Source organism: Ignavibacteria bacterium (genome assembly GCA_025612375.1).
GTDB lineage: Bacteria > Bacteroidota > Ignavibacteria > Ignavibacteriales > SURF-24 > JAAXKN01.
Genome location: JAAXKN010000001.1, coordinates 1 through 26,579, shown reverse-complemented (window position 1 = coordinate 26,579; position 26,579 = coordinate 1). Strand labels below are relative to the sequence as shown.

General features: G+C 44.5%; 17 protein-coding genes. 13 read left to right on the top strand and 4 right to left on the bottom strand.

Translation table 11 applies throughout. The features are described 5' to 3' along the window. Positions 1 to 17 precede the first annotated feature (17 nt). The 9 genes from HF312_00085 to HF312_00045 all read left to right on the top strand — a co-directional run bounded on the left by HF312_00085 (position 18) and on the right by HF312_00045 (position 18,057). Positions 18 to 1,253: an FtsX-like permease family protein gene (locus tag HF312_00085; GenBank protein MCU7518580.1), complete on the top strand. Its 1,236-nt coding sequence runs from the start codon at positions 18 to 20 to the stop codon at positions 1,251 to 1,253. Next, a complete protein-coding gene (locus HF312_00080) occupies positions 1,253 to 2,485 on the top strand; it encodes an FtsX-like permease family protein (GenBank protein MCU7518579.1) in 1,233 nt (410 codons plus the stop codon). Before HF312_00085 ends, HF312_00080 begins: the two co-directional genes overlap by 1 nt. Positions 2,486 to 2,649: 164 nt before the next feature. Next, positions 2,650 to 3,897, top strand: a complete 1,248-nt coding sequence (locus tag HF312_00075; protein ID MCU7518578.1) for an FtsX-like permease family protein — start codon at positions 2,650 to 2,652, stop codon at positions 3,895 to 3,897. Positions 3,898 to 3,909: 12 nt separating this feature from the next. Beyond that, the gene (locus tag HF312_00070) at positions 3,910 to 5,139 is read left to right on the top strand and encodes an FtsX-like permease family protein (protein MCU7518577.1); all 1,230 of its coding nucleotides are present in this window, start codon (positions 3,910 to 3,912) and stop codon (positions 5,137 to 5,139) included. A 211-nt stretch (positions 5,140 to 5,350) separates the two neighbouring features. Beyond that, a complete protein-coding gene (locus tag HF312_00065; protein ID MCU7518576.1) occupies positions 5,351 to 7,648 on the top strand; it encodes a TonB-dependent receptor in 2,298 nt (765 codons plus the stop codon). A gap of 136 nt (positions 7,649 to 7,784) precedes the next feature. Then, positions 7,785 to 11,249, top strand: a complete 3,465-nt coding sequence (locus tag HF312_00060) for a DUF2460 domain-containing protein (GenBank protein ID MCU7518575.1) — start codon at positions 7,785 to 7,787, stop codon at positions 11,247 to 11,249. Between the two features lie 372 nt (positions 11,250 to 11,621). After that, a complete protein-coding gene (locus HF312_00055; GenBank protein ID MCU7518574.1) occupies positions 11,622 to 13,223 on the top strand; it encodes a T9SS type A sorting domain-containing protein in 1,602 nt (533 codons plus the stop codon). A gap of 383 nt (positions 13,224 to 13,606) precedes the next feature. Next, positions 13,607 to 16,405, top strand: a complete 2,799-nt coding sequence (locus HF312_00050; protein ID MCU7518573.1) for a T9SS type A sorting domain-containing protein — start codon at positions 13,607 to 13,609, stop codon at positions 16,403 to 16,405. Positions 16,406 to 16,449: 44 nt separating this feature from the next. Beyond that, positions 16,450 to 18,057 carry a T9SS type A sorting domain-containing protein gene (locus HF312_00045; GenBank protein MCU7518572.1) on the top strand — a complete coding sequence of 536 codons (1,608 nt, stop codon included), beginning with the start codon at positions 16,450 to 16,452 and terminating at the stop codon, positions 18,055 to 18,057. 87 nt (positions 18,058 to 18,144) lie between these two features. Here HF312_00045 and HF312_00040 read toward each other — a convergent pair whose 3' ends face one another. The 4 genes from HF312_00040 to HF312_00025 all read right to left on the bottom strand — a co-directional run bounded on the left by HF312_00040 (position 18,145) and on the right by HF312_00025 (position 22,535). Continuing rightward, the gene (locus HF312_00040; GenBank protein ID MCU7518571.1) at positions 18,145 to 18,873 is read right to left on the bottom strand and encodes a response regulator; all 729 of its coding nucleotides are present in this window, start codon (positions 18,871 to 18,873) and stop codon (positions 18,145 to 18,147) included. A 170-nt stretch (positions 18,874 to 19,043) separates the two neighbouring features. Beyond that, on the bottom strand, positions 19,044 to 20,060 hold the full coding sequence (gene cydB / locus HF312_00035) for a cytochrome d ubiquinol oxidase subunit II (GenBank protein ID MCU7518570.1): 1,017 nt from the start codon (positions 20,058 to 20,060) through the stop codon (positions 19,044 to 19,046). 61 nt (positions 20,061 to 20,121) lie between these two features. Then, entirely contained in the window at positions 20,122 to 21,489 is a 1,368-nt protein-coding gene (locus HF312_00030; protein ID MCU7518569.1) for a cytochrome ubiquinol oxidase subunit I, read from the bottom strand. Positions 21,490 to 21,653: 164 nt separating this feature from the next. After that, positions 21,654 to 22,535, bottom strand: coding sequence for a CPBP family intramembrane metalloprotease (locus HF312_00025; protein MCU7518568.1), 882 nt, complete (start codon positions 22,533 to 22,535; stop codon positions 21,654 to 21,656). Between the two features lie 243 nt (positions 22,536 to 22,778). Between HF312_00025 and HF312_00020 the strand changes: the two genes are divergently transcribed. From HF312_00020 to HF312_00005, 4 genes are all read left to right on the top strand, one after another. Next, positions 22,779 to 23,945, top strand: coding sequence for a hypothetical protein (locus HF312_00020; protein MCU7518567.1), 1,167 nt, complete (start codon positions 22,779 to 22,781; stop codon positions 23,943 to 23,945). Between the two features lie 32 nt (positions 23,946 to 23,977). After that, positions 23,978 to 24,397, top strand: coding sequence for a hypothetical protein (locus HF312_00015; protein MCU7518566.1), 420 nt, complete (start codon positions 23,978 to 23,980; stop codon positions 24,395 to 24,397). Positions 24,398 to 24,456: 59 nt separating this feature from the next. Then, positions 24,457 to 26,292 (top strand): HAMP domain-containing protein, encoded by a 1,836-nt coding sequence (locus HF312_00010; GenBank protein MCU7518565.1) that lies wholly within the window; start codon positions 24,457 to 24,459, stop codon positions 26,290 to 26,292. Between the two features lie 83 nt (positions 26,293 to 26,375). Beyond that, complete coding sequence (locus tag HF312_00005) at positions 26,376 to 26,513, top strand: hypothetical protein (protein MCU7518564.1); 138 nt, start codon at positions 26,376 to 26,378, stop codon at positions 26,511 to 26,513. Positions 26,514 to 26,579 lie beyond the last annotated feature (66 nt).

The window sequence follows — 26,579 nt, the reverse complement described above, 5'->3', positions numbered from 1 at the left end:
GAAAGCAAAGAAGCGATATGAAGAATTTTTTGTTCGAACTAAAAGAGGGGCTTTCGATTTCATACAGGGCAATTAAGGCCAATAAGATCCGTTCTGCCTTGACGGCAATAGGGATCTTTATTGGTGTAACCTCGGTTGTCCTGATGTCAACTGCTATTAAGGGGATAGATACATCATTCCAGAATGGCATCAGCGCTCTTGGTTCAGATAACCTTTATATCGATAAATGGAAGTGGTTCCAGGATGAGGAGTGGTGGAAGACCAGGAACAGGCGGAATATTACGATGGAGGATTTTGCCAAGTACAAGGAAATGGCAAAGCTCCCCGTAGCTATTGCGCCGCAGGTCTGGACGGCTCAAACGCTGAAAAGCGGCGCAATTACAACCGAGTCCACCATTTTGACCGGAACCACAAATGATTATCTGGGTACAACGAACTTTACTTTCAGCCAGGGAAGGTTCTTTAACGACGTTGAAAGCCGCGGGAACAGGAACGTTGTGGTTCTGGGAAGTGACGTTGCGAAGATCCTTTTCCCCAGGGGTGATGCCATTGATCAGACAATAAAGATCAAAGGGCAGAAGTTCAAAGTAATTGGAGTGCTTGCCGAGCAGGGGAGCTTCATGCTTGGAAGCATGAATCCGGATAAGCAGGTGTACCTTCCGATCGGGAACGTTTTCAAGTATTTTCAGAGTGAGCACTTCAGGAGCGTGACAATTGTAGCCCGCGTGGCAAATACGGCGATGATAGAAAAGACGGTTGAGGAAGCCCAGGGGATAATGAGGAAGGTAAGAGGCCTGGCATATCACCAGGAAGACGACTTTTCAATTAATCAGCAGCAGGGCCTGACCAAGATATACGACAGCACGGTTGGTATAATACAGATTGTAGGGCTCATAATTACGGGGCTTGCGCTTTTTGTTGGCGCAATAGGAATTATGAACATCATGTTTGTTTCTGTAAAGGAAAGAACCAAGGAAATTGGTATCCGTAAGGCAATAGGGGCCAAAAAAAGGACGATACTGGGGCAGTTTATAACTGAAGCCGTAGTGCTCTGCCTTTTAGGCGGTCTGATAGGCCTTATAGGAGCCGTTATTTTGAGTAAAATAATAAACCAGTTTCTGCCTACTTCCTTTCAGGCCGATGCAGTCGTTCTTGCAATAGGTATTTCACTAATTACAGGGGTAATTTCAGGTTTCGCGCCCGCGTATTCTGCCGCGAAGATGGATCCTGTGGAAGCATTGAGGTATGAATAATGAAGATCAAGGAAGTATTTCTCGTTGCATTCAATGCCTTAAAGGTAAATAAGTTAAGGTCGTTTCTAACAATACTCGGCATTGTGGTAGGTATATTTTCCATAATTTCCATAAGCACGGTTATAGCAATGCTGCAGAACAGCATTGAAGAAGGCACTTCCATGCTGGGGCAGAATACATTCCAGATACAAAAGTTTCCGGCCATGCAGGAAGGTGGCCCGGGTTCGCGTGATAAATTCAGGAACAGGAAGGATCTTACGCTTGAGGAGTATTACAGACTTAAGGATCTTCTGACAATAGCTGAGTACGTGGGAGCTGAGCAGTGGAATTTCGGGAAGATAGTTAAGTACGAAAGTATTGAGACAAATCCCAACGTACAGATCTCCGGAATTACACCCGAGGCTCAGCCGAACAACAAGTGGGTTGTTGAGGATGGAAGGGCAATAAACAACTCCGACGTTGAGCACTACAGCCGCGTTTGTGTAGTTGGTAAAGACGTCGCAAAAAAGATTTTCACGTCTGTCGATCCGATCGGGCAGTATATAAGAGTTGACGGGAAGAAGCTCCAGGTAATAGGGGTTTATGAATCGCAGGGTGAGATGTTCGGACAGAGCCGCGACAACTTTGTTGTAATGCCTATAACGGCATACCAGAGTTTTTACGGAAAGACAAATAACAGCATCAACATTACAGTCATGTCGCGCGGAAAGGATACATACGACCAGACGATTGAATCGGCAGTAGGCTACATGCGCACGATAAGGAAGGTAGGGGCAGGAGAAGAGAACGATTTTGAAATATTCTCGAACGAGACCGTAATGCAGACTATTAACGGCATTAAGCAGGGGGCCGAGATAGGGGCAATGGTAATTGCCGCAATTGCGCTTCTTGCTGCAGGCGTGGGCATTATGAATATTATGCTTGTGAGCGTGACTGAAAGGACGAGAGAGATCGGGGTCAGAAAAGCCATCGGGGCGCAGAAGAAAAATATACTGATACAGTTTTTATTTGAAGCTGTTGTCTTGTCCGTCTCCGGAGGCATAATAGGAATTCTGTTCGGAGTCGGGATAGGCAACCTTGCCGGGCTCCTCTTAAAGGCGACGCCGACTTTTCCAATCATGTCTGTACTGACAGGTGTAATAGTATGTCTTGCCATCGGAATAACATTTGGGACTTATCCAGCCTACAAAGCCGCAAATTTAGACCCTATTGAGGCACTGAGATACGAATAATGGCTGCCTGGTAATTTAAGTATGCACACAAAAAAGAGGTAAAGCACTTTTAGCGGTGCTTTACCTTGTCTTTTTCATGAAACATAATAGTTTTGTTTTTTCAGGGCAAAACTATATTTTAAGACCGATATTTACAACTAACATTAAAATAAGCAGATCTATTTATGTTTAAGCACTTTCTGGTGGATGTAAAAGAGGGTGTAATTATTTCCCTCAGAGCAATCAGAGCGAACAAGATGCGCTCAATTTTGACTACTCTGGGAATTGTAATAGGCATTTTCGCTGTAACAATTATGTCCACAGCAATTACAGGCTTAAAGAATTCCTTTATACAGTCGATTGCTTCAATAGGCTCTGACGTCCTTTTTGTGGAGAAATTCGAATGGTTCAGCGGCGAGGACTGGCACCTGCAGAGAAACAGGCGGGATATTACAATGGACCAGTACGAAAAGCTAAAGGCGCAGCTGGCATCGGTTCCTTCGGTTGAAGTAGTTGTTCCAAACCTGAGAAGCTTCGGGGCAACGGCCAAATACAAGGAAAAGAGCGCAACAACAACTATCATCTGGGGCACTACGGCCGATTACATAAAAACCACCGGAACCTTTCCAGCTACGGGAAGATTTATGACAGACTTTGAGGAGAAGTCAAATCACGAAGTCTGCATTATTGGGCAGGACATTGTGGACAACCTGTTCCCAAATGAAGATCCGATAAATAAAATGATAAAACTAAACGGAATCCCCTTAAGGGTAATAGGTGTGCTGGAAAAGCAGGGAAGCGGATTTTTAGGTTCCTTCAGCATGGACGGGCAGGTAATTATGCCGATCGGAGTCTTCAAGAAAGCCTTCGGACCCAGGAGGGACTCCTTCAGGATTAACGTAAAGGTTAAAGACATAAACAAAATGCCCGAAGTTAAGGAAGAGATCCGGGATATTATGCGCGCAATAAGAAAAGTCCCCTCCAACAAAACTGATGACTTTGCAATCAACCAGCAGGAAGCCTTTACGCAGATGTACGACAAGATAATCGGTACGGTTGCAATTGCAGGGCTTGTAATAACGGCTTTGTCGCTTTTTGTCGGTGCAATTGGAATTATGAACATTATGTTCGTTTCAGTCAAGGAAAGGACCAAGGAGATAGGTATAAGAAAAGCCATAGGGGCCAAGACGTGGTCCATTCTTCTGCAGTTCCTTGCCGAAGCCGCAATCATATGCATGATAGGAGGAGCCATAGGGATTATTCTGGCTTTTCCTGTAAGCCTTATAATTAATCAGTTTATTCCGACCTCAATGCCTTTGAACATTGTGCTGATATCGTTTTTCATTGCCGCACTGGTTGGAGTAGTATCGGGATTCCTGCCTGCCTACAAGGCTTCCAAGATGAATCCTGTTGAAGCTTTAAGATATGAATAATGAGGGGGAAAGTTGGTACAGATATATGAAAGCATAATAATGGCGTTAAACTCTCTCAGGAGCAACAAAACCCGTTCTATTCTGACGCTGGTTGGAATAGCCATAGGGCTTTTCTCGATCATAATTGTTATGACTGCAATTTCAGCCATTCAAGGGACGTTTGAAGACGCCTTTAACGACATAGGGACAAACAATATCATAGTGCAGAAGTATCCTGCCATACAGACCGGGCACGGCGCCTGGATGAAGTACCGCAACAGGAAGGACCTGACGGTAGAGCAGGGGGAGAAGTTAAAAGAAATGACCAATCTTCCGGTTGCAGTAGGAATTTCCCTAGGGCAGGGAAGCCGCATGGTAAAGTATAACAAAGAGGCTACAAACCCTAATGTTTACATGGTGGGCGTTAACAATGACGAGTTTACGACTTCGAGCTATGTAATTGACGACGGGCGCGGTTTTTCAAGGCAGGATATGCTTTACGCCAGAAACGTATGCGTTATCGGTAACGATATCGTAAAGAAACTCTTTAAGTCGATTGACCCCATAGGACAGAAAGTTACTGTGGATAACATGAGGCTTGAGGTGATAGGGCGCTTTAAGGAAAAAGGGAGCGTGCTGGGTCAAAGCCAGGATAACTTCCTTATTATTCCGATTTCTGTATTTACGAAGTATTACGGCGACAGGTCATCGGCCGAGTTTAATATACAGGCTCCCGACAACAAGCGCTACCAGGCTACCATGGATCAGGTGATCGGGGCGCTCAGGACAATCCGCAAGGTATCACCGGGAGAAGAAAATGATTTTGAAATTGTAACAAACAGCCAGCTGATCTCGCAGTTTAATGACATCACGAAGTATTTCAGGGTCGGCGCCGGAGTTGTGGCCTTTATAGCACTTGTTGCAGCAGGAATAGGCATTATGAACATTATGCTTGTAAGCGTGACCGAAAGGACAAGAGAGATCGGTATACGCAAGGCTATAGGGGCTCAGAAAAATACTATCCGGTTTCAGTTCCTTGCAGAGGCAACGGTTTTAAGTCTTTTAGGCGGAATCTCCGGCATAATTCTGGGGCTCATAGGGGGTAATATAATTGCAGTTCTTCTTAAGGCATCAGTTGTTGTTCCCGTCTTCTGGATTGCTGTAGGGCTTATTGTTACCTCTGCCGTAGGCCTCGTCTTCGGGGTTTACCCTGCTATAAAAGCATCAAACTTAGATCCTATTGAAGCTCTGAGGTACGAGTAAGAAACTCCCGTATTCCCTCATTTCTAATAAACATCTTAAAAATTTAATAATGCCTGATCTGGGTCACAAGACCCGGTAGGGCATTTTTTTATGCCTACCTTTCTTTTTATACTATATATATGAATAGTATATGGGACCATAATTAAGACCGTATAATCATTCCTTAAAACCAGCTTTCTTTCAATGATGCCAATGAAACAGAGGGGTAAACGTGAATACAAAGAGATACGATGTCCTATATAGACTTTCATATGTTTTTCTTCCAGCAATCTTGTCTGTAGTGGTTTTATTAAGCAGCGGATCAGCTTATGCGCAAAGGGGTAGTCTTTCGGGAATAATCCGCGATTCAGTTACATTAAAGCCCATTACAGGTGCCACCATAGAACTGAACGAGAACTACATTGCCTACAGCAGCGACAAGGGTGAGTATGCGCTGATTAATATCCCGAAAGGGAGCTACAGGGTAATTATAACTGCTGCGGGGTACAAGACGCAAGTCTGGGAACATTTCAGCCTTACGGCTTCAGACCTGGTGCAGAACTTTTTCCTTACCGAAAGGCTGGCAGAAATTCCCGGTGTAACCATTAAGCCCAGATATTTCCAGAAAGACATGAATGAGTTTGTGGGATCTGTTAAATTCAACAATGAGGAAGTAAAAAGGATTTCCGGGAATTTTGACGACATTGTAAGGAGCCTTGCAATTTTTCCCGGCGTGGCGCAGGCAGACAACTACAGAAACGACCTTGTTGTAAGGGGAGGCAGCCCGGCCGAGAACCTTTATACTGTTGACGGCATTATTCTGCCAAACATCAATCACTTTGGAAACCAGGGCTTTTCGGGGGGAGTGATGAGCTTTATAAACATGGATTTTGTAAGCTCAACCTCATTTTCTTCGGGAGGCTTTCCGATTTCCTTCGGAGATAAGATCTCCAGTGTCACACAGGTAAACTTGCGGGAGGGAAGAAACGACAGAATTGGCGGAAAGGCGGTTTTGTCAGCAACGCAGTTCGCACTCAGCATGGAGGGGCCGGTAAATGAAAAATCCACATTTATCCTTTCGGCCAGAAGGAGCTACCTCGACTTTATCTTCCGGGCCTCAGGTTTTTCTTTTGCTCCTGAGTACTACGACTTTTTTGCAAAGACAAACACAAAACTTAACAATTTCAGCCAGCTCTCATTCCTGTTTTTCGGTGTAATTGACCGTGTGAAGTTTTTTAACATAGCCGGAAACCTGAGGGATGAAAATCCACGTGCAATGGGAAGCCATCAGAACAACTACATAGGTGCGGCAACATTTAAGAGCATTTTCAGCAAAGGGTACTTTAACCTCAGCTACAGCAGTATTCATTTTGGATATGAAACCGTTCCGAACAATATATTTGAATACAGGTCCACTGAGGAAGAAAATACGATAAAAGGGGATTTTGTGCTGAACTTTTCGCCTGAAGACGAGCTGGACTTCGGGACGCTGGCCAAGCTGGTAAATTTTGACGCAAACGTAAAGCTAAGAGACTATTTAACGTCTTTCGATGAGACGCTGGCAACAGAAGGAATAGATATCCGGAAGGAATATATGAAAGGGGGGATATATGCCCAGTACAGCCACCGTTTCTGGAACAAGCTGAAGCTTGGAGCAGGTCTGAGGGCTGACTTTTATGATTCAGGAAGGGAGGACAACACACTTTCTCCCAGGTTTTTTACACAGTTGTCGCTTTCAAGATCAACAAACATGAACTTCAGCGCCGGGGTCTTCCGTCAGACGCCAAATGACCTGTGGAATTCAATTAACCCCGCAAACGAAAGGCTAAAGAGTTTCAGGAGCGATCAGCTTACAATAGGGATTGACCAGAGTTTGTCTGAGGATACGAAACTGACGCTTGAAGGCTTTTATAAAACCTACCAGGGTTATCCTGTAAGCGTAGAGAGGCCGTATCTGGTGATGTCTAACACCGGGGCAGGCTTTGCCGGGATTGACGATAACTTTGCATCCTTCGGGCTCGATTCCCTTGTCAACCTGGGAAAAGGATGGGTTAAAGGGGTGGAATTCTCAATTCAGAAAAGGTTTTCAGAAAGCCCTTTCTGGGGGGCGTTAAACATCACGTGGAGCAAGGCCACTTTCGAGGGGCTGGATAACATTGAGCGCCTGGGAAGCTACGACCAGACCTGGATTATACACATGGCACTGGGATACATCTTTGACGAGAAATGGGAGGTGGATCTTAAGTTCCGCTTTGCAAGCGGCATGCCCTACACCCCGTTCAGCAGCGACGGGAAACAGGACGCTACGCTTTATAACACCGTGCGCATGGAGGAGCAGCACAGCCTTGATGTGAGGCTGGACAGGAAATGGGATTTAGGCGGATGGAAACTAAGGACTTACCTCGACATACAAAACCTGTACAATCATAAAGCCCGGAGCATGATCCGGTGGGAGAAAGCTGAAAACCGGATAGCCAACGACCCGATACTTGGCATTGTCCCTTCGATAGGCATATGCCTTGAACTATAGTCCTGTTATGCATAAATCCAAAAAATGGGGAATTCAGCCTGATTTTTGCCTTTTAGGGTAAATCTTTCACTTTTGACTTTTGGATCAGGGCTCCTTAGATTTATGCATCAAAAATTCAAGTTTACTATTGAAGCTTATCCTTAAATATCTCTTTTTCCTACTAATTTTAATCTGTCATGGCGGCAGTAAGCTTTTCGCGCAGGAAAATTATTCCACTTATGTTGTTACTGATACAATTCAGGTCAACTTAAAGAATATTTATCCTCTTTCACAGTTAAGTATTGTTCCTTTCAGCGAGCAGGTAAAGTTTAAGGGGAAAATTTTAAGGCCCGGGGAGTACCAGGTTTCTTATCCGAAGGCTTATGTCATCTTGTCCGACTCAGTTAAGGCTTCAGTGCTTGACACACTCATTATTACATACAGGAGCTACAGGACGGCGCTTCAGAAGGAGTATAAAAGAAGGATTCTGGAGACCAGGGTTGAAAAAGACTCACGTGACACGCTGAGGGTACTGAAGACTGAAAACGCGCCCTTCAGCCCGGAGTCCATTTTCGGCAAGGATCTTCAGAAAAGCGGGACACTGGTAAGAGGTTTTACCGTTGGTACAACCAGGGATATGACCTTAAACAGCGGCCTGAGGCTCCAGATGTCGGGGAAACTCTCAGAAAACATTGAAATTGTTGCAGCTTTGTCGGATGAGAACATTCCGATTCAGCCCGAGGGGAATACAGAAAGGCTGGATGAACTGGATAAGGTATTCATTGAGCTCAGGCATCCTAATGCCACGGGTACCTTCGGCGACTATGACTTCCAGAGCAGGACTGGGGAATTCGGGGCTGTTACGAGGAAACTTCAGGGCTTAAAGTCGGAACTAAATTTTGAGAAGTACAAAGGCACTGTTGCCGTTGCAAACTCAAAAGGGAGGTTCAACTCGAACCAGTTCATTGGAAGTGAAGGGGTGCAGGGGCCTTACCAGCTCTCGGGCACAAACAATGAAAGGGATATTGTGGTAATAGCCGGGAGTGAAAGGGTTTATATTGACGGTGAGGCGATGAAAAGAGGGGAGAATAACGATTATACTATCGATTATTCGACAGCGCAGGTGACATTTACGCCCAAGAGGCTCATTACTTCGGAAAGCCGCATTGTAATTGATTTTGAGTATTCCGACAGGCGTTTTGCCAGGAGTTTCTTTGGAAGCAGCTTCCAAACCAGCCAGCTGGATAAAAAACTTAACCTCAGCCTGGGGTTCTTCAGGGAGGGGGACAACCAGGATGCCCCGATTGACGTTTCAATTTCAGATGCGGATAAGAGGATTCTTGAACTTGCTGGAGGCGACCGCCTAAAGGCTTCAAAGTCAGGCGTTCAGATGGCGCAGGCAGATTCACTTGGTAATATTAAAGGAACATATTCCAGCGTTGACACACTCGTTAACGGGTCGCCTTACACATATTACGTTTTTAACCCGGGATTGGGGCGATACAATGTAAACTTCAGCTATACGGGGCAGGGTAAGGGCGACTATGAAAAGGAAAGCCTAGGTAAATACAGGTTCGTAGGGGTCGGCCGCGGGGGGTATATGCCGATTATATTTCTTCCTATGCCGGAATTAAGGCAGACGGGAAACATGGTGCTTGAATATCTGCCATATAAAGACGTGAGCCTGAGCTTTGAAATCTCGGGAAGCCTTCTTAACCACAACCGGTTTTCTTCAGCTGACAGCAGCAACAACTTTGGTTCAGCCAGAAATATTTTCTTCCAGGCAAAGCCGAGGGATATTGAAATTTTTGGGACAAACCTGGGCAAGGCAGGCCTTAGCTACAAAGACAGGTTTATACAGAAGGACTTTTCGACTTTAGACCGCATAAATGAGGTGGAATTTAATCGTAATTATGACATACCGGAAGCCGCAAATAACAGGGACGAAGAGCTGAGGGAAGCCGGCTTAAAGTACCAGTATGGGAACAACCTGAACGCTGATTTTACATACGGGCACCTGAAAAGGGAGAACGTGCTTAGTTCAGACCGCTATTTAAGCAATTTCAGCCTGAGTGACAAGGAAAAGTACAATGCCGAGTATCAGCTGGATTACGTCAGTTCCAACAATCTCCTTACTACAAGCAGGTGGCTGAGGCAGAGAGCAAGTTCTTACCTGGTTTTGTGGAATAAGGTAAAGCCTTCAATTGAATTTACATCAGAAAACAAGAAAGACAATTCTGCCTCTGCCGATTCTCTTTTATTCGGAAGTACAAATTACACGGAAGTAAGCCCGGCACTGGAGTTTATGAACATCGGGGGCTTAAACTTCCAGACACAGTATTCGTTCAGAGTTGACTTAAGTCCTTTGGACGGCCAGATAATGCGGCAAGCCAAATCCTTTACGCAGTCGTATAACCTTAGTTACCGGGGTACAAAGGATTTCAACTCATCCATAAGCTTTGCAGTAAGGGATAAGAAGTATACGCCGCTTTTCAAGGGAAGAGGTTTTGCAGACAACCAGACGATATTAGTACGTTCACAGACCAGGTTAAGCCTTTGGAAGGAGTTCCTCTCGGGAGATCTGTTCTACGAAGGCTCAACCCAAAGGGCTTCCAGGCTGCAGAGGGTATTTGTAAAGGTGCCGCAGGGTACGGGAAGCTACAAGTACCTTGGGGACCTGAATCAGAACGGGATTGCCGATGAGGGGGAGTTTGAGCTTACGCTCTATGACGGGGATTATATTGTAACAACTCTTCCGACCGACCAGCTTTTTCCAGTAGTGGATCTGAAACTGAACTCAAGGTGGAAATTAAACTTCGGCCGCCTGTTAAATAAAAACACGCTTGCCGGGTTTTTCCTTAGGCCGGTTTCAAGTGAGACATTCCTAAGGATTGAGGAAAATTCTACAGAAACAGACTTTAAGAAGATATATCTTCTTCACTTTTCATCTTTTCTGAACGATTCAACTACGATCCGCGGAAGCAACCTCTTTCAGCAGGATTTCTTTCTCTTTGAAAACAGCAGTGAGCTTTCTTTCCGTTTCAGGTATATGCAGACAAAGAATCTCTATCAGTACAGCGGGGGCTTGGAAAGGGGCTATAACAGGGAAAGAAGCCTTAGAATGAGAATGAGGCTGATAGAGGAGGTAAGCAATGAGACGGATGTTGTAAACACGAGCGATAACCTGATTTCCATGGGGAGCTTCAACCGCTCGAGGATGCTTACGGGCAACAGCATAGCAACCGATTTTTCGTACAGGCCGATAAAGACGCTTGAGGCAGGTTTCAAGCTTACATTTGGGAGGACAGAGGACAATCTGCCGAAGAGCCCCACAGTTATAGATCAGAATTCCCAGGTCTTAAGGCTCACGCTTTCCTTTGCCGGGACTGGCAGAATGCGACTGGAGTTTGAGAGAAATGAGCTTCTGGCAAATACGCTTGCAAACTACATTCCCTTTGAGATGACGAAAGGAAATTTCATAGGGAAGAATTACTTCTGGCGTTTTAATATGGACTACCGTTTTACGGGCAACCTGCAGTCAACAATCGGTTATGACGGCCGCCAGCAGGGAAAAGGAAGGGTAGTCCATACGGCAAGAGCCGAGATAAGGGCATTCTTCTAGCAGGGCCCGTCCCCGGGGAATACAAAAGGCCCCTTATGGCTATCTTTGTACCTCTTATTGCACAATATATCCGCTTACTTACTTTCCCTTGTTAAGAAACGTTAAATAATTTATATCATCTCAACGCCAAATTTTCCAGGGCTGAATTTCCCAGGGCTAGACTTTCCGGATTCGTGTGAGTTTACGTGCGGAGCTGTGCCACCCTGGGGCAGGGCTCACGGAAGCAACAAGAAAAGCCGCATCACTACAATTGCACCTCTTTTTAATCGTTCTTCCTAAAGCGGGTGAATTTCAACAGACGGTCTCCCATCTCTAACACCTTAGCAGATTGCTTATCCAATAAAAATCCCATTTTCCTAAAGGAGGCTTATTATGAAAAGGTTTTTGGAGTGCCTGATACTCTTATTCTCCTTTGCCGGAGCGGTAATGGCACAAAGTCATTATGCAGGCATGCAAAGCCTCCTTATAGAGCAGTGGGGGAAATGTCAAAAAAAGGACCCGGGGGCTATAAGACCCGTAAGTCCGCCTGAAGTTAATCCTCTAAAGCTGCCGCAGGAGTATAGGGCCTTAAAAACGGGAAAGAGGGATTCAAGTTTCTACAGGCCTAAACTCGTTGTAATTGATGACTCGCTAAGACATACTTACACCTATGGCGAAGGCGGCAGCCTGGTTGCATTTCTTTCAGAAAGCAAGCCCTACGGGCACTGGGCAATTGTTGAAAGGCAGAGATACAGCTATGACAGCTTTGGGAATCTTCAGCAGGAACTCCGGGAAATCTGGAAAAACGAAGCCTGGGAAAACCAAAGACAGCTGACATATACTTATGACGACAAAGGAAACGTGCTTACATCTCTTTCTCAGCAGTGGAAAAACAATGCATGGGAAAATTCTTTCAGGACGTCATGCACTTATGACGGCAATGGGAACATGCTTACCTATGTTTCTGAGGAATGGATTGATGGAAACTGGATGGGCTACAGCAGATATACATATACGTACGACATTAAAAGCAATATGCTTTCTTACCTTTCGGAGGGGTGGAAAAACGGAAACTGGATTAACATAAGTTATTATACTTTTACCTATGACGCCAAGAGCTGCATGCTTACATATCTGATCCAGGAATACAGGAACTTCAGCTGGGAGAATGTAAACATGTACACCTACGAATATGATGCAGCAGGTAACGTGATCAGCTATGTATCCTCAGAATGGAAAAACAGCAGCTGGGAATTCGTAAACAGAAATTCCTATACTTATGAAAATTCCGGCAGGCTGGAAACCTTATTAAGCCAGCAATGGAAAAACGGCAGCTGGCTGGAAGCCTGGAAGATTACATACAGCTATGACGAATGGGGCAATATGCTCTCGGCTCTTACAGAAGAGTTTGAAAATAATGCATGGAGCCTTTACGGGAAGAATACTCGCGCATATGACCCCATGGGCAATATGACAACCGACCTCTGGGAGTACCGGCTTAATGATATATGGGTAAACTTCAGCGCATATAACTATGCTTATGACGCCAGCGGCAATGCCACGCATGGTGAATACTTAATGTGGGATTATACAGCCTGGAAGCTTTCAAAAGGCAGTCTTATCATGTACTACAACAAAAAACATGATAATATGACCTTTGAAGGGGCCTCTGTTGCCGAAGTCCAGTATAATTCCATTCTGGCAGGCATTGCAGGGGGAAAACTTTACTTTAGAGAGTTCAGCCTTTTGCAGAACTATCCTAATCCTTTCAATCCGGCAACTCAGATAAGCTACTCAATCGGGCATGAGAGCAAAGTAAAGTTATCGGTCTATGACATACTGGGAAGGGAAATTAAAGTACTGGAAAATTCTTTCAAGTCTGCGGGCAGCTACACCGCAGAGTTTGATGCAGGAAGTATGCCCAGCGGTGTTTATTTCTACAAACTGGAAGCAGGCGATTTTACGGGCGTTAAGAAGCTTATACTCATCAGGTAAGATAAAAAGAGTTAATGAAGCTTTTACTTAAAAAAAGGCCGCTTTAGATGCCGAAAGCAATCTCACATACATAAAGGTTAGTTTATACTTCCTTTATCCTTGACTTCATTTTGGGAAAAATATATAATTATTCAAACCTGAATTGAAGTCATTCTGAAGTCTGACTTATTTTATGTGAGGTTAGAGGCGGAGACGTACCACAAGAGGTCGCAGGACTTCTTTGCACTTTTCACTTCTCAAAATCCAAATTGCCGCTATTTATACGCCTTTCCTTATAATAACCAGAGATCAGTCACATAAAAAGCAAAAAAAAGCAGATTCTTCAGGAGATGTTCCGCTTTTATTTCCAGCAATTTAGCCAAAGAGGAGGTGGAATTGTGAGAATGCCGAAAAAGAGGATCATAGCCTTAGGCGTCCTGATCGTGTTTCTTTTACTGACTTTTTCCACTGAGTTAAATGACAATCAAAACCGTTCCCAAAAGACGCGGCCCGGAAAAGTAAAATCAACCTCCTCTCCAAAGGGAACGGTGGAACAAAAAAAAGGGCGGGCTGAATATTTTTTCATGATGCTAAGAGATCCTGCAACCAATCAGATACCGGGAGCCATAAGGCAGAGGGAGCTGGAATTTGCAAAAGTTCTGAAAAAAAATGCTGCCGGCCTTGGTAAGACGGCTCAGTTATTTAACTGGAAGGAGGCAGGGCCCAACGATGTAGGCGGAAGAACCAGGGCGCTGGCAATAGACGTGACAAACCCGAACACAATTCTAGCCGGAGGAGTTTCAGGCGGTATGTGGAAATCCACCGACAACGGTACTTCGTGGAAGATTAAAAGTACTGCCGAGCAGGTCTTAAGCGTTACCTCAATAGCACAGGACAGGCGTGCGGGCTATACCAATAACTGGTACTATGTGTGCGGAGAATATCCCTTTACTTCGGCCTGTGCGCCTTATGCAATGTTTTCGGGCACAGGGGTATATAAATCGACTGACAAGGGCGAAAGCTGGTTCGTGCTGGAGTCCACGAGGGACAATAACTTTACAGACTGGAATTATTTTGATTTTTGCATAAAGATAATAGTGACTCAAAAAGGGAACATTATTATAGCTACTGCGGGCTTCGGACTTTTGCGTTCAACAGATGGAGGAATTACGTTCTCCAGCATACTGGGAGGGCCGCGAGAGCATGAATACAGTGACGTGGCTGAAACACCAGGGGGAGTACTTGTTGCTGTGATTTCTTCGGGGTTTCTGGGAAGTGTTTCAAAGAATGAGCCGGGGGTATATCAGTCGACTGATGAAGGCTCAAGCTGGGTTAAAATTACTCCTTCCACATTTCCCTCCTCACACAGGCGCTCTGTGATAGCAGCAGCTCCATCAAACCCGGATATAATCTATATACTCACCGACACGGGGCAGACGGTTGACGGAAAAGATGACATGCGTTTTTATAAGATGAATCTTAAGACCGGGGCAAATGAAGACAGGTCAGGAAATCTGCCCGATTTCAACAAGGATTATAACGGGGTAATACTAACTCAGGGCTGCTACAATCTTACGCTTGGAGTAAAGCCTGATGATGAGAACCTGGTAATTATTGGGGCCACAAGTCTTTTCCGCACGATGAACGGCTTTGCATCAAAGCCTAACAACAGGAGGATACACTGGATCGGAGGGTATCATCAGATACCAAATGGCTGGATGTTTTATCCGGGGCTACATCCCGACATACACGCATTTGCATTCGATCCTGCGGATCCCAAAAAAGTCTGGGTGGGCCACGATGGAGGGCTCAGCTACACTTCAGATATAACCAATATTCTCTACGCGGAATTTTTCCCTTGGGAGAATAAGAACAACAGCTATAACGTTACGCAGTTTTATATGGTTACAATTTCCGAGCGGGCAAATGACAACAGAATAGTAGGCGGAACGCAGGATAACGGTTCGCCATATTTTACGTTTGACGGGAATGTTACTTCTAAATCAACAGATGAAAGCTCCGGCGACGGCAGCTGGGCATATCTGGGGAAAAAGTTCGCTTTTGTTTCTTCGCAGGAAGGGCGCCTGATCCGCTACCGCTATACAGCAGAAGGAAAGCCAGACGAAGGCTACTGGTCGTTGATTTACCCCATGGATGCACAAAATCAGCTCTTTATTGATCCTTTTGGCGTGGATCCCAGCAATGAAGATGTAATTTACTATCCTGCAGGAAACGTAATTTGGAGAAACAGGCAGATAAGCAGCCTGCCGGATTATGTAGCAGGGACGATGCAGGGATGGGAGAAGATGACGGCATTTCATATTCCGGAAAGGTATAAGATTACGGCACTGGCAGTTTCAAGGAACAACCCTTCCAGTACCATTTACTGCGCGGCATTCTCCTATTACGAAAAACCGAAGGTTTACAAGCTTGAAAATTCACAGGGGGCAACTTCAGGCGCCAGGGAAATACCCATTCCGGGGGCGCCCGCAGGATCTTATATACATCACATATGTGTCAACCCTGATAACGGAAATGAGATACTGGTGGTAATGTCTAATTACAATATCATAGGCCTCTATTATTCTTCCAACGGAGGTGCGACTTATTCGGCAGTTGAAGGAAACCTTGCCGGTGAGGCCAGGCTTCCGGGACCTTCCTTAAGGGGTGCCTCCATTCTGCCTGTAAATAACGGGGCTGTATATCTTGTTGCAACCAGCATCGGCGTCTTTGCAAGCATGAAAATGGATGGAGAGAACACTTTCTGGACTCAGGAAGGGGAGAATGAAATAGGAAACACAATAGTTAATTTTATCACATCAAGAAAATCAGACGGCAAAATAGCAGCCGGGACGCATGGCCGGGGGATATTTGCAGGTGAATTCACCGGAGGAAATAAAGGGCTGGCTAAAGAAAACAATACGGCTCCGGGAAAATTCGAGCTGTTCCAGAATTATCCTAATCCATTTAATCCTGAGACAGTAATACGTTTCAGTCTTCCGCAGGCGGGCCATGTGACTCTGAAGGTATACGACACCAATGGAAAGGAGGTAAGTACTTTATTAAATGACTACAAGGATCAGGGTGAATACGCAATAAGATTTAACGGCGAAAGCTTAAAAAGATTATCCAGCGGCATCTACTTTTATTCCATTCATTCAGGAAACTATGCTGCCGCAAAAAAAATGATTTATATCAAGTAGAAACAGGGACAGGACTATGAATAAAATATGACAGGAGGTTAATTATGAAAAAGTTTTTTCAGTCTTTAATTCTTTTCTTCTTTTTAGCCGGAATTGTTGTTCCGCAGACCGTTACTGAAAGGGTGCCCGGTAAAGTTGTAAAGCCCCACCGCACAGAAACCGCAAAACTCGTTCTAAAGCCGACAACACACAGGATTTTACCTTATAACCTGACTGAAGGGATAGTGCAGAGGCTGAGGGACAAGAATCTGAAAGCAGGTAAACTGGATACCACCTACCATCCGAAAGAGATAACAGTTGACGACTCCCTAAGGACCACATATACCTATGATGACAGCGGTAACGTAGCTGTGGCGATAATAAAAATTAAGGCAAACGGAATCTGGTTTAATTATGACAGGTACACATACACGTACAACAGCAAGAATATGCCTCTAACAGAACTATGGGAGATTTTTGACAACGGAGCATGGGTGAAATACTACAGATTTACCTATACATACGACAATATGAATAACCCTCTTTCACAGCTTTCAGAGGCCTGGAAGAATAATGCCTGGGAAAATTACTGGAAGCTTACTTATACTTATGACAACAGCGGCAACAGGCTTTCGGACCTCTACCAGGAATGGACAAACGGCGCCTGGGTGGATGTAGACCGTATTACGATGACATATGACAACAGCGGCAACATGCTGACATACCTTTATGAAAAGTTTGAGAACGGCGCCTGGATGAATAACGACAGGTATACGATGACGTACGACAAAAATAATAACATGCTGACATATCTGGCGGAACAGTATCAGAACGGCGCGTGGGTAAATGTCGAAAGGATTACGATGACGTATGACAATAACAACAACATGCTGACATACCTTTCGGAAGAATGGCAGAATGGTGCCTGGGTTAACACCAGCCGCTATACATATACCTACGACAGCAAGAATAACCTGGATTCTTACCTTTCCGAGGAATGGCAGAACGGAGCCTGGGTGAACTACTCGAGAGACAAATACACCTATGATACAACGGGCAAAATGCTGACAGATACGTGGGAGCTCTGGGGGGACACCTCATGGGTAACTTATGCCAGAAATACTGATACTTACGATACAAAAGGGAATCTTCTAAAGAGTCTCTGGGAGTTAAATGACAAAGGAGCGTGGATGAATTACAACACGCTTAATTACACCTATGACATTAACGGCAATGCCACACACGGAGAATACCTGGTCTGGAATAACGGCGCCTGGGCGCCAGCAATGACTGACATTACAATGTATTACAATAACGGGAAAAGCAGGCTGACGATTCCGCAGGCCTCGGTTGTAGACATTCAATACACATCCTCCATTGCGGCATTAACGGCAGAAAAATCGATGGTTAAGCAGTTCAGCCTGTCGCAGAACTATCCTAATCCTTTTAACCCGACAACTACAATAAGCTACTTTTTACCCAGGGACACGAGGGTAAAGCTGGCAATTTATGACGTTCTGGGCACCGAGGTAAAAGTACTTGAAAACCAGGACAAGACGGCAGGGAATTATCACGTGGAATTTGATGCATCCGGCATGCCGACGGGTGTATACTTCTACAGGCTTGAGGCAGGTGAATTTACGGCGGTTAAAAAGCTCCTACTGATTAAGTGAGAATATCATAAAAAGGGGGAGTTCACAAATGGGGGTATAGGACCACTGGTGAACTCTCCCAAATAATTTAACAAATCTCCAAAGCTGCTAGTTTTCCTCTTTAATCTGGTCGATGAGTTCAAGGATCTTTCCGCAGAATTCCTTTAGCTCGCTTTTTACGTATGAATTCTCAGGCTTGGAGAGCATATTTTCAACGTGTTCGCTTAAAAGTGTAAGTCTGGGATATCCGATTGTGCCTCCTATGCCGCGCAGTTCATGCACCATGTGTCTGAGCTGGAGGTAGTTCTCGAGTTCCAGAAAGTTTTGTATATCATTTTTCCGCAGGTCCGCTGTTCTGAGGAAGAGCTTGACCATAGCAACCCTGATTTCAATTTCAGACCTCTTTGAAAGTTCTTCGGCCTCTTTTTCTTCTTTTTCGCCGAAGAGTTTTTTTACCTTCATTTCCGAAAGGACCTTTTCACCCCATATATCCTCAAATGCCTGAACAATTTCTTTTTTCTTCAGCGGCTTAAAAAGAACCTTTGAAGCTCCCATAGTCATTAAGTCGTCTATATCTTTCTGGTTATTAAGCGAGGTAATGACGACAACGGGGATATGTTTTGTCTGTTCCATCGATTTAACCACCTTAAGCGTATCGTAGCCGTTCATTCCGGGCATGTTAAGATCCAGAAATACAAAATCAGGTTTTTCCTCGATCGTATTTTTAATTCCAAGAAGACCGTTACTGCAGGTTACGACTTCAATGTTGAAGTCTTCGAAAAATGTCTTCATTACTTTTCTGATGATATCAGAATCATCAACGATAAGCACTTTCAATTAAAACAATCCTCCCCTAGTTTGCAATTCAGCGGTAAAAGACGGATTAATAATAAGGAGAAAAAATTAAATTGTACAGCTAATCTTTTTAAAAGGGGAGAAAAATAGCGATTTTTGGGGGGCTTAATTCCGGGGCTCCACGCTTTAAGACGTGGAGCCTTTGAAATATATCAGTAGCTGGTCTGATTCAGCTTTACCTTACCCCTGAAAATCCAGTGTATGCTTGCGGTATAGCCTAAGACGAAGGGGAGCCCTATGATTGCAACAATCAGCATAATCATGAGTGTTTTCTGGGATGAAGCCCCGTTATAGATGTCCAGGCTGTTTTGCGGATCCGGGTTGGAGATTACCATATGGGGGAATATCCCGATTGCAAAGAGAATTAAAAGGAGCAGTATGCTGGCCGAAGAGGACAGGAAGGCGTTAAAATCCCTTCCGTGGAATATTTCCCTCGGTATATTCGCAATTGCAAGCATATTCAGTATTGCGACCAGGAAAAGGTAAGGGTAAGCCTTAAAATGGTCGGCCATATGAGGCAGATAAATAAGCGTGGCCATGGTGGTAGCAACGTAGCAGATGACGAAAAATATAATTGTATTATTTACCCAGCCGCGCAATTTGGCGTGCATAGTTCCTTCAGTTTTCATTACGCCATAGATTGCCCCGTGCATCATAAAAAGGGCGACAGTTGTAATGCCTACCAAAACAGCAAAAGGATTAAGGAGTGTAAAGAATGTTCCTGTAAACTCCTTGGTCGGGGCCAGCGGAATACCAATGGCTATATTGCCAAGTGCCACGCCCATAAGCAAGGCAATGAAAATGCTGGCTGCACTGAAAGCCACGTCCCACATCTGGCGCCACCACCTCATCGGTTCTTTACTCCTGAACTCAATTGCCACGGCGCGGAAGATGAGGGCAAAGAGAAGGAGCATAAAAGCCGTATAGAAGCCGGAGAAGACGGTAGCATAAACCTCGGGGAAAGCCGCAAAGAGGGCCCCGCCGCTCGTAACGAGCCAGACTTCATTGCCGTCCCATACAGGTCCTATTGAATTGAGCATTACTCTTCGCTCCTCGTCTGTTTTAGTAAACAGGTGCAGGGCTCCAATTCCGAGGTCAAAGCCGTCCAGTACGGCATAGCCCGAAATCAAAGCGCCGATTAAAAGAAACCAGATTATATTAAGATCCATTTAATTCTCCGTAAGTTTTACACCCTTAAGTTTTATACTGTAAGTTTTATTCCGTGAGTTTTTATGTGAAAATTTCCTGCTGGCGATCGTACTCGGATTTCATCTCGCCCGGGTGCGCAGGGCCGTGTTTGATCTTGCGGTCGAGCAGATAAATAAACAGGATAAAAAGAAGAGCATATACAAAAGTAAAAAGTATAAGCGAGAAGAGTATCTGTCCTGAATGAACGGCTTTAGAAAGCCCGTCAGTGGTTCTTAAGAGTCCGTAGACCACCCAGGGCTGGCGCCCGACCTCGGCAGAAAACCACCCCAACTGGTTAGCCGCCTGGGGGAGGAGGACAGAGGCAACAAGTATTCTAAGCCACCATTTGCTGATGTACAGTTTTTTCTTCCAGAGGAAGAACAGGCTAAGGAGGCTGATTAAAATGAGCGTCATTCCTATAGCCACCATTAAGTGATATGTCTGGAATACGAACTGTACGGGCGGCAGGTCGGACTTCTTAAATGCATTAAGTCCTGTAACCGGCTTTGAGGGGTCCCCGTGGACAAGAAAGCTTAAAAGTCCAGGTATTGAAATTCCGTATTTCACCTGCTGGTTTTTCTCATCTACAATTCCGAAGAGGTGCATGCTTGCGGGAGCAAGCGAGTCGAAATGCGCCTCGAAAGCCGCGAGCTTTGCGGGCTGTGTTGAACTGACCTGTGCCGCGCTCTGGTGGCCGGTTAAGAGCTGGAACAGGGAAGCAAAGACGGCAAGCGCAAGGCCAACTTTTAGAGAAAATTTTGCAAACTCCGTATATTTATTTTTAAGCAGGTAAAATGCGCTTACGCTTATAACCAGGAATGCTCCCGCCTGCCAGGCTCCGGAGAGTGTATGGGAGAGCCTCTGAAGTGTGGAGGGGTTAAAGACCATCTGCCAGAAATCTGTAATTTCGGCCCGGGCTAAAAGTCCGTGTCCAACAATATGAAATCCCGCGGGTGTCTGCTGCCAGGAGTTGGCGACAATGATCCAGACGGCGCTCATCATTGAGCCCAAAGAGACCATAATAGTTGAGAAGAAATGTACCCTGGGGGAGACCTTATCCCATCCGAAGACGAGTATTGCGAGGAAGCCCGACTCGAGGAAAAATGCAAATATACCCTCCGAGGCCAGGGCGCTTCCGAAGACGTCGCCAACGTAGCGGGAATAAGCGGCCCAGTTGGTGCCGAATTCAAATTCCATTACAATTCCGGTAGCGACACCCATTGCAAACATAAGGGAAAAGATCTTAACCCAGAACTGGGTTACCTCCTCGTAGATTTTGTTTTTAGTCTTTATGTACATCCCTTCCATAATTACGAGAATAAGACCAAGTCCTATGCTCATGGGAGGGAATATATAATGGAATGCCAAAGTGAAGGCGAACTGTATACGTGCCAGTAATGCTGTGTCCATTAAAATATCCTGTGTTAATGGTAAAATAGATATTTAAGTGCCCAGTGAACACTAATGTTGCATTACGTTAAATAAAATATAGGGAAAATTCAACTATTTTTTCCCTTTGAGGGAATTAAAATGAATTTACACCTGGTTTTACCGCATACAAGAAAAGGGCAACATTAAGACCCGTTCTTTAATTTACCACGCATGCCATGTTTTACAAAAACTTCCAGGTAATTTGAATACCCTTCTTCTTTTGCAATCCGTGTAAAAGCTATATGTGCGGCAAAATAAAAAGGTATTGCCCAGCCAAACCTGAATGCAGGAGTATTAAAGAAACCGGTAAAGAAAAGGAGCGACATATCCCTGAAAAAATCGTATAGAAAATGGAGCCATCCGGCCAGCGGGATGCTCCTGGTTTTATACCAGACACTGCCAAACAAAGCGCTCATAAAGATGTTGGAAATAGACAGCTGAAAAATGAACATAATGCCAAGCAGAAGAAACTGAACTAGTGAAATTTTGCCGGCAAAGAATTTTGTGCTTATTGGGATTATAAGTAACGGCAGGTGCCACAGTCCTCTTAGGATACCGGAGACAAAAACGGCCCTGCACTTCCCGATTTTCCCTGAGAGTTCTGTCAGAATGAAGCCGGTCCATCCATATTCTTCGCCAATTCCCGCAATCCATCCGACTAATAAATAAGAAACAATAAAAACTAAATCATAACCGTTAAGCGATAAATTGAGCCTCATGGCCTTATCGAACTGCAGATATAAAGCGGCAGGTAAAATCCATATTGAAAAAAAGAAATAAAGGCCATATCTGTAGAATTTATTTGGCTTCCAGTCCATATTTAAGAGGCTTTTCCCGCCATATTTAAGCGTAACGATTCCAGCCAGTAAAGGTCCAAGCATTGCCGCTGCGTGTCCATATAAGGCAATAAGCTTTGCAATACCGGCATCGTGCTCTCCGGGGATAAGAAATCCATCAACCGCAATAAATATTGACCATGAAAAGGCAATAGTTAAAGCGTAGTAAAGAGTAAGCCTGTGCTTCATATTATTTCCTGTGATGCCTGGAAAAGTCGGACAATTTCAGGAATTAAAATAGCGAAAGAAAGTCTGAATAAGAAAAAATAATTCCGGTGTTATACTTCTGCAGAAATAAGAAAAATAAAAAAAATGTAAAAATATTTTTAACCGATGGAATAAAAGGAATTTCTATATGTCTAAAGGTGCAAAGTTGATACTGACTTATTCAGCTTTCATTCAAAGTAATTTATTAAAACGGCAGGAGAAACAATGAAAATAAAGCACGTGTTATCGGTTATTTTAATCATGTTTTCGGCGGCAAACATTGCGCATGCCCAGTCGGATATTTACGGGTTAAAACTTTACGGTTTTTTTCAGACCTCATTTTACCAGCAGCAGATGAGGATGAAGCAGATGTCGGGTGTTGAGCAGACAAAAAATCAGAATACTTTCTGGCAGCAGCAGATGAACCTTTTCCTTTCAAAGGATATAAGCAACAGTTTCAGCGCCTTTGTCAACTTCGAGCTGACAAATTCATTTTCCACAGAGCGCAACTGGGGCGCCTTTAACCTTGAAGAAGCCTGGCTGCGCTACAGCTACAGCGACCTTTTGAATATAAGAGGCGGTATGTTCATACCCTCGTTTAACAACTTAAATACGATAAAGAACAGGACTATTATTCTTCCATATATTTTCAGGCCGCTGGTCTATGAGACAGCCTTAAAAGAAATCATGTCTACCTCCAACTTTGTTCCGCAGAGGGCAAACATTGAAGTATCCGGGGAGTTACCCGCAGGAAGTGACCTTAGGCTGAATTATTCATTGTATGCCGGAAACAGCGAGGATGCATATACGGCAACTGATTCATCGCGCGGTGGAACATCGGGAACAGATACCACAACTTTCAAGCTCTTCGGAGGGCGGATCGGTTTGGATTATGCAAACCTGAAACTCGGCTTTTCGGCCACTCAAGACAAGCACAATCAGATGGCCTCAGGAATAGGAAACATCAACAGGACAAGGCTCGGAGTTGACCTTTCGTACTCGCTTGCCGGATTTAACCTTGAAACAGAGTTCATAAGGGTGCTGCACCAGCTGACAGATGAACAGAAAGCAAAGCTCAGTGCTGCAGCCCTCCCGGGGCCGATGGCTCCTGCAGAAGGGCGGCCGGGATTAAGGCCCGGGGCTTCCAACTTTGACAAGACGTTTTACTATGCAAATCTTGCCTACAATATAAACGAAAGCCTTTATGCATATACCAAGTTTGACTACATCAAAGATAATACTGCAATGGGAGGCGAAGCAATTAAGGGCTACAGTTTTGGAGGAGGCTTTAAGCCGAACGAGGAAATACTCTTAAAACTGCAGTTCCAGCAGATAAAATCGAGCGGTGTAAACGTCAAGTACTACTTAATTGGCGCGAGCGTATTCTTTTAATTGAATTATGAAATAAAATTGGGCAAATAGAGATGAAAGCAAAATTATTATTCCTTTCCGTTTTATTCCTGTGCATTAAAGCTGATATGAGCGCGCAGGTAGCTGTTATTGTAAATAAATCCGTACCTGTCGGCAGTATTAATAAAGCGAAGCTTCTTGACATATATTCCATTTCAGAAAAAAAATGGGATAACGGGCAGAAAATTGTCGTCTTTGACCTGAAGACAGAGGACAGTGCAAAGGAAAAGTTTTACCGTTACATAGGTAAATCCAACGCGGAACTGAAAAAAACATGGATGAGAGTTCAGCTTACCGGGGCTGGAAGTGCGCCCCAGGCATTGTACTCTGACGATGAAATAGTTTCCAGAGTTGCCTCAACACCCGGTGCAATTGGCTTTGTTGAGCTGAAAAATGTGAACGGATCGGTAAGGGTGGTTGCTAAAATAGAATAAAAACCCGCAGAGTAAAGAGCAAAGGAATTACTAGAATTAAAATAAGGTAACAGATCGCTATGAATATAAATTTCATTAAGAATTCGCTTCAGGCAAAATTCATGCTTGTTTTCAGCATCCTGCTTTTAAGCCTATCGGGTGTGAACTTTTATTACAGCTTCAGGTCGCAGAAATCCGACAGCATCGGTTTTGCAAAAAATCATGTGAGTACATTTGCGCAAATGCTTGCTTTTTCCGTGGGCTCAGGCTTAAGTGAAAGCAATTTTAACGACGTGCAGACCGCTTTCAACTGGGCGAAAGGGGATAGAAATATTGAGTACATCGATATAATGGATGAGACAAACACAAGCATCGTGACACACAATCCAAATAACATGAAAATCGATAAAAGCAAGATCCTGTCCGGCTCCCCGGTACAAAGCACGGATGATTATCTGATGGTAAAGGTTCCTATAAAATACAATGACAGGAATCTTGGATCCATAGTAATGGCTTATTCACTTAAGCAGATGCATGAAGAACTTTCAAAAAGGGAAATAATACTGGCACTGGCAAACCTGATAATATTCTTAATCGGAACGGGAGCGATCATTCTGCTCGGGACCTATCTTATAAGGCAGATTAAAATCTTGAAAAATTCGGCAGAAAAGGTAGGGCATGGCGATCTGACCTCAAAAATAAAAATCCGTTCGACCGATGAGCTCGGCCAGCTCTCAAAGGCAATTGACACAATGATCGGGAATATAAGGGAGGCTACGGACTCTTTAATGAATGAAAAGAAGAGGGCAGAAACGGCAATGCAGCAGGCAGAAGAGCACAGCAAGCTGCTGAAGGAGCAGAAAAATTATCTTTCTGAGAAGGTGGATCTGATTCTTAATGAAATGAACAGGTTTTCAGAAGGGGACCTGACGGTTAATCTTCCCATTGAGCGTGATGATGAGATTGGGAAGCTTTACAGCGGGTTTAACAGTGCAGTTGCAAATACAAGCAAGATGATATTGTCGGTTATAAATTCGGTAAAGAAGACTGCAAATGCGGCCGATCAGATCTCCACGGGCAGCGAACAGATGGCAGCCGGGGCTTCTGACCAAAGCCAGAAGACAAAAGAGATCACGCTGTCGATTGAAGAGATGACAAGAACTATTCTTGAAAGCACAAAGTTTGCGGAAACGGCTTCAGAGAACTCCATGCTTGCAAGCAGGAGCGCAGAAGAAGGGGCAAAAAAAATTAAAGACACAAAAGATGGAATGAAAAATATTGTGGAATCCACCAGGTCGACGGGAGAGAAAATAGCCTCGCTTGCAAAAAGGACAGAACAGATTGGTGAAATTACGCAGGTAATAGATGAAATTGCAGACCAGACGAATCTTCTGGCCTTAAATGCCGCAATTGAGGCTGCCCGTGCAGGTGAGCAGGGCCGGGGCTTTGCTGTCGTGGCAGACGAGGTAAGGAAACTTGCCGAACGCACAACCAAGGCTACAAAAGAGATTGCAGACACGATAAAGAAAATTCAGGGTGAGGCTAAAGAAGCCGATAACTCAATGAATACAGCTAGCAAGGCCGTAGAGGAAGGGATGGCGCTTACAGAGGCGGTTTCGATGGAACTAAACAGGATACTTGAAATAAACCAGAAAGTCTCGGATACCGTAGCACAGGTTGCCGCGGCAAGCGAGGAGCAGTCGGCTTCGGCAGAAGAGATCAGTAAAAACATTGAAAGCATTGCATCGGTAACACACCAGAGTGCAGCCGGTACGAGGGAAATTGCACATACAGCAGAAGATTTAAATAAGCTGATGACGGATCTTAAGGAACTGGTAGGAGGCTTTAAGCTTAATGAAAGTACAGGAATGCTGGCAGTAAAAAGTAACGGAAGGCTGGTAAGGACATTCAGATAAAAGGCAAAAGAGTTCACAAAGGAAATATGAATTTGTTTTAAGTAAAGACACCCCTAAAGGCGCGCCTTACAAAAGGGGCATACATGGAAGATCCATATCTAGGCGAAGCGGGGATATCACTTGACGGGGAAGTCACTGAGCTAAAGAGGTTTATAAAGGAAAGAAGGGCTTACATGTTAAGGAATTTGGGATCCTGGAACGGGGGAGAGTCTGAGATGTAATTATAAGGGAAGGAGGAGGGCTTAAAGCCCTCCTCCTGCCAGAACATTATTTACTGGTTAAATCCG

Bases quoted from the DNA above. Each gene is read 5' to 3' on its own strand.
- HF312_00085 (MCU7518580.1), top strand. From the start codon at position 18: ATGAAGAATTTTTTGTTCGAACTAAAAGAGGGGCTTTCGATTTCATAC.
- HF312_00080 (MCU7518579.1), top strand. From the start codon at position 1,253: ATGAAGATCAAGGAAGTATTTCTCGTTGCATTCAATGCCTTAAAGGTA.
- HF312_00075 (MCU7518578.1), top strand. From the start codon at position 2,650: ATGTTTAAGCACTTTCTGGTGGATGTAAAAGAGGGTGTAATTATTTCC.
- HF312_00055 (MCU7518574.1), top strand. From the start codon at position 11,622: ATGAAAAGGTTTTTGGAGTGCCTGATACTCTTATTCTCCTTTGCCGGA.
- HF312_00050 (MCU7518573.1), top strand. From the start codon at position 13,607: ATGCCGAAAAAGAGGATCATAGCCTTAGGCGTCCTGATCGTGTTTCTT.
- HF312_00045 (MCU7518572.1), top strand. From the start codon at position 16,450: ATGAAAAAGTTTTTTCAGTCTTTAATTCTTTTCTTCTTTTTAGCCGGA.
- cydB (MCU7518570.1), bottom strand. From the start codon at position 20,060: ATGGATCTTAATATAATCTGGTTTCTTTTAATCGGCGCTTTGATTTCG.
- HF312_00030 (MCU7518569.1), bottom strand. From the start codon at position 21,489: ATGGACACAGCATTACTGGCACGTATACAGTTCGCCTTCACTTTGGCA.
- HF312_00025 (MCU7518568.1), bottom strand. From the start codon at position 22,535: ATGAAGCACAGGCTTACTCTTTACTACGCTTTAACTATTGCCTTTTCA.
- HF312_00020 (MCU7518567.1), top strand. From the start codon at position 22,779: ATGAAAATAAAGCACGTGTTATCGGTTATTTTAATCATGTTTTCGGCG.
- HF312_00015 (MCU7518566.1), top strand. From the start codon at position 23,978: ATGAAAGCAAAATTATTATTCCTTTCCGTTTTATTCCTGTGCATTAAA.
- HF312_00010 (MCU7518565.1), top strand. From the start codon at position 24,457: ATGAATATAAATTTCATTAAGAATTCGCTTCAGGCAAAATTCATGCTT.
- HF312_00005 (MCU7518564.1), top strand. From the start codon at position 26,376: ATGGAAGATCCATATCTAGGCGAAGCGGGGATATCACTTGACGGGGAA.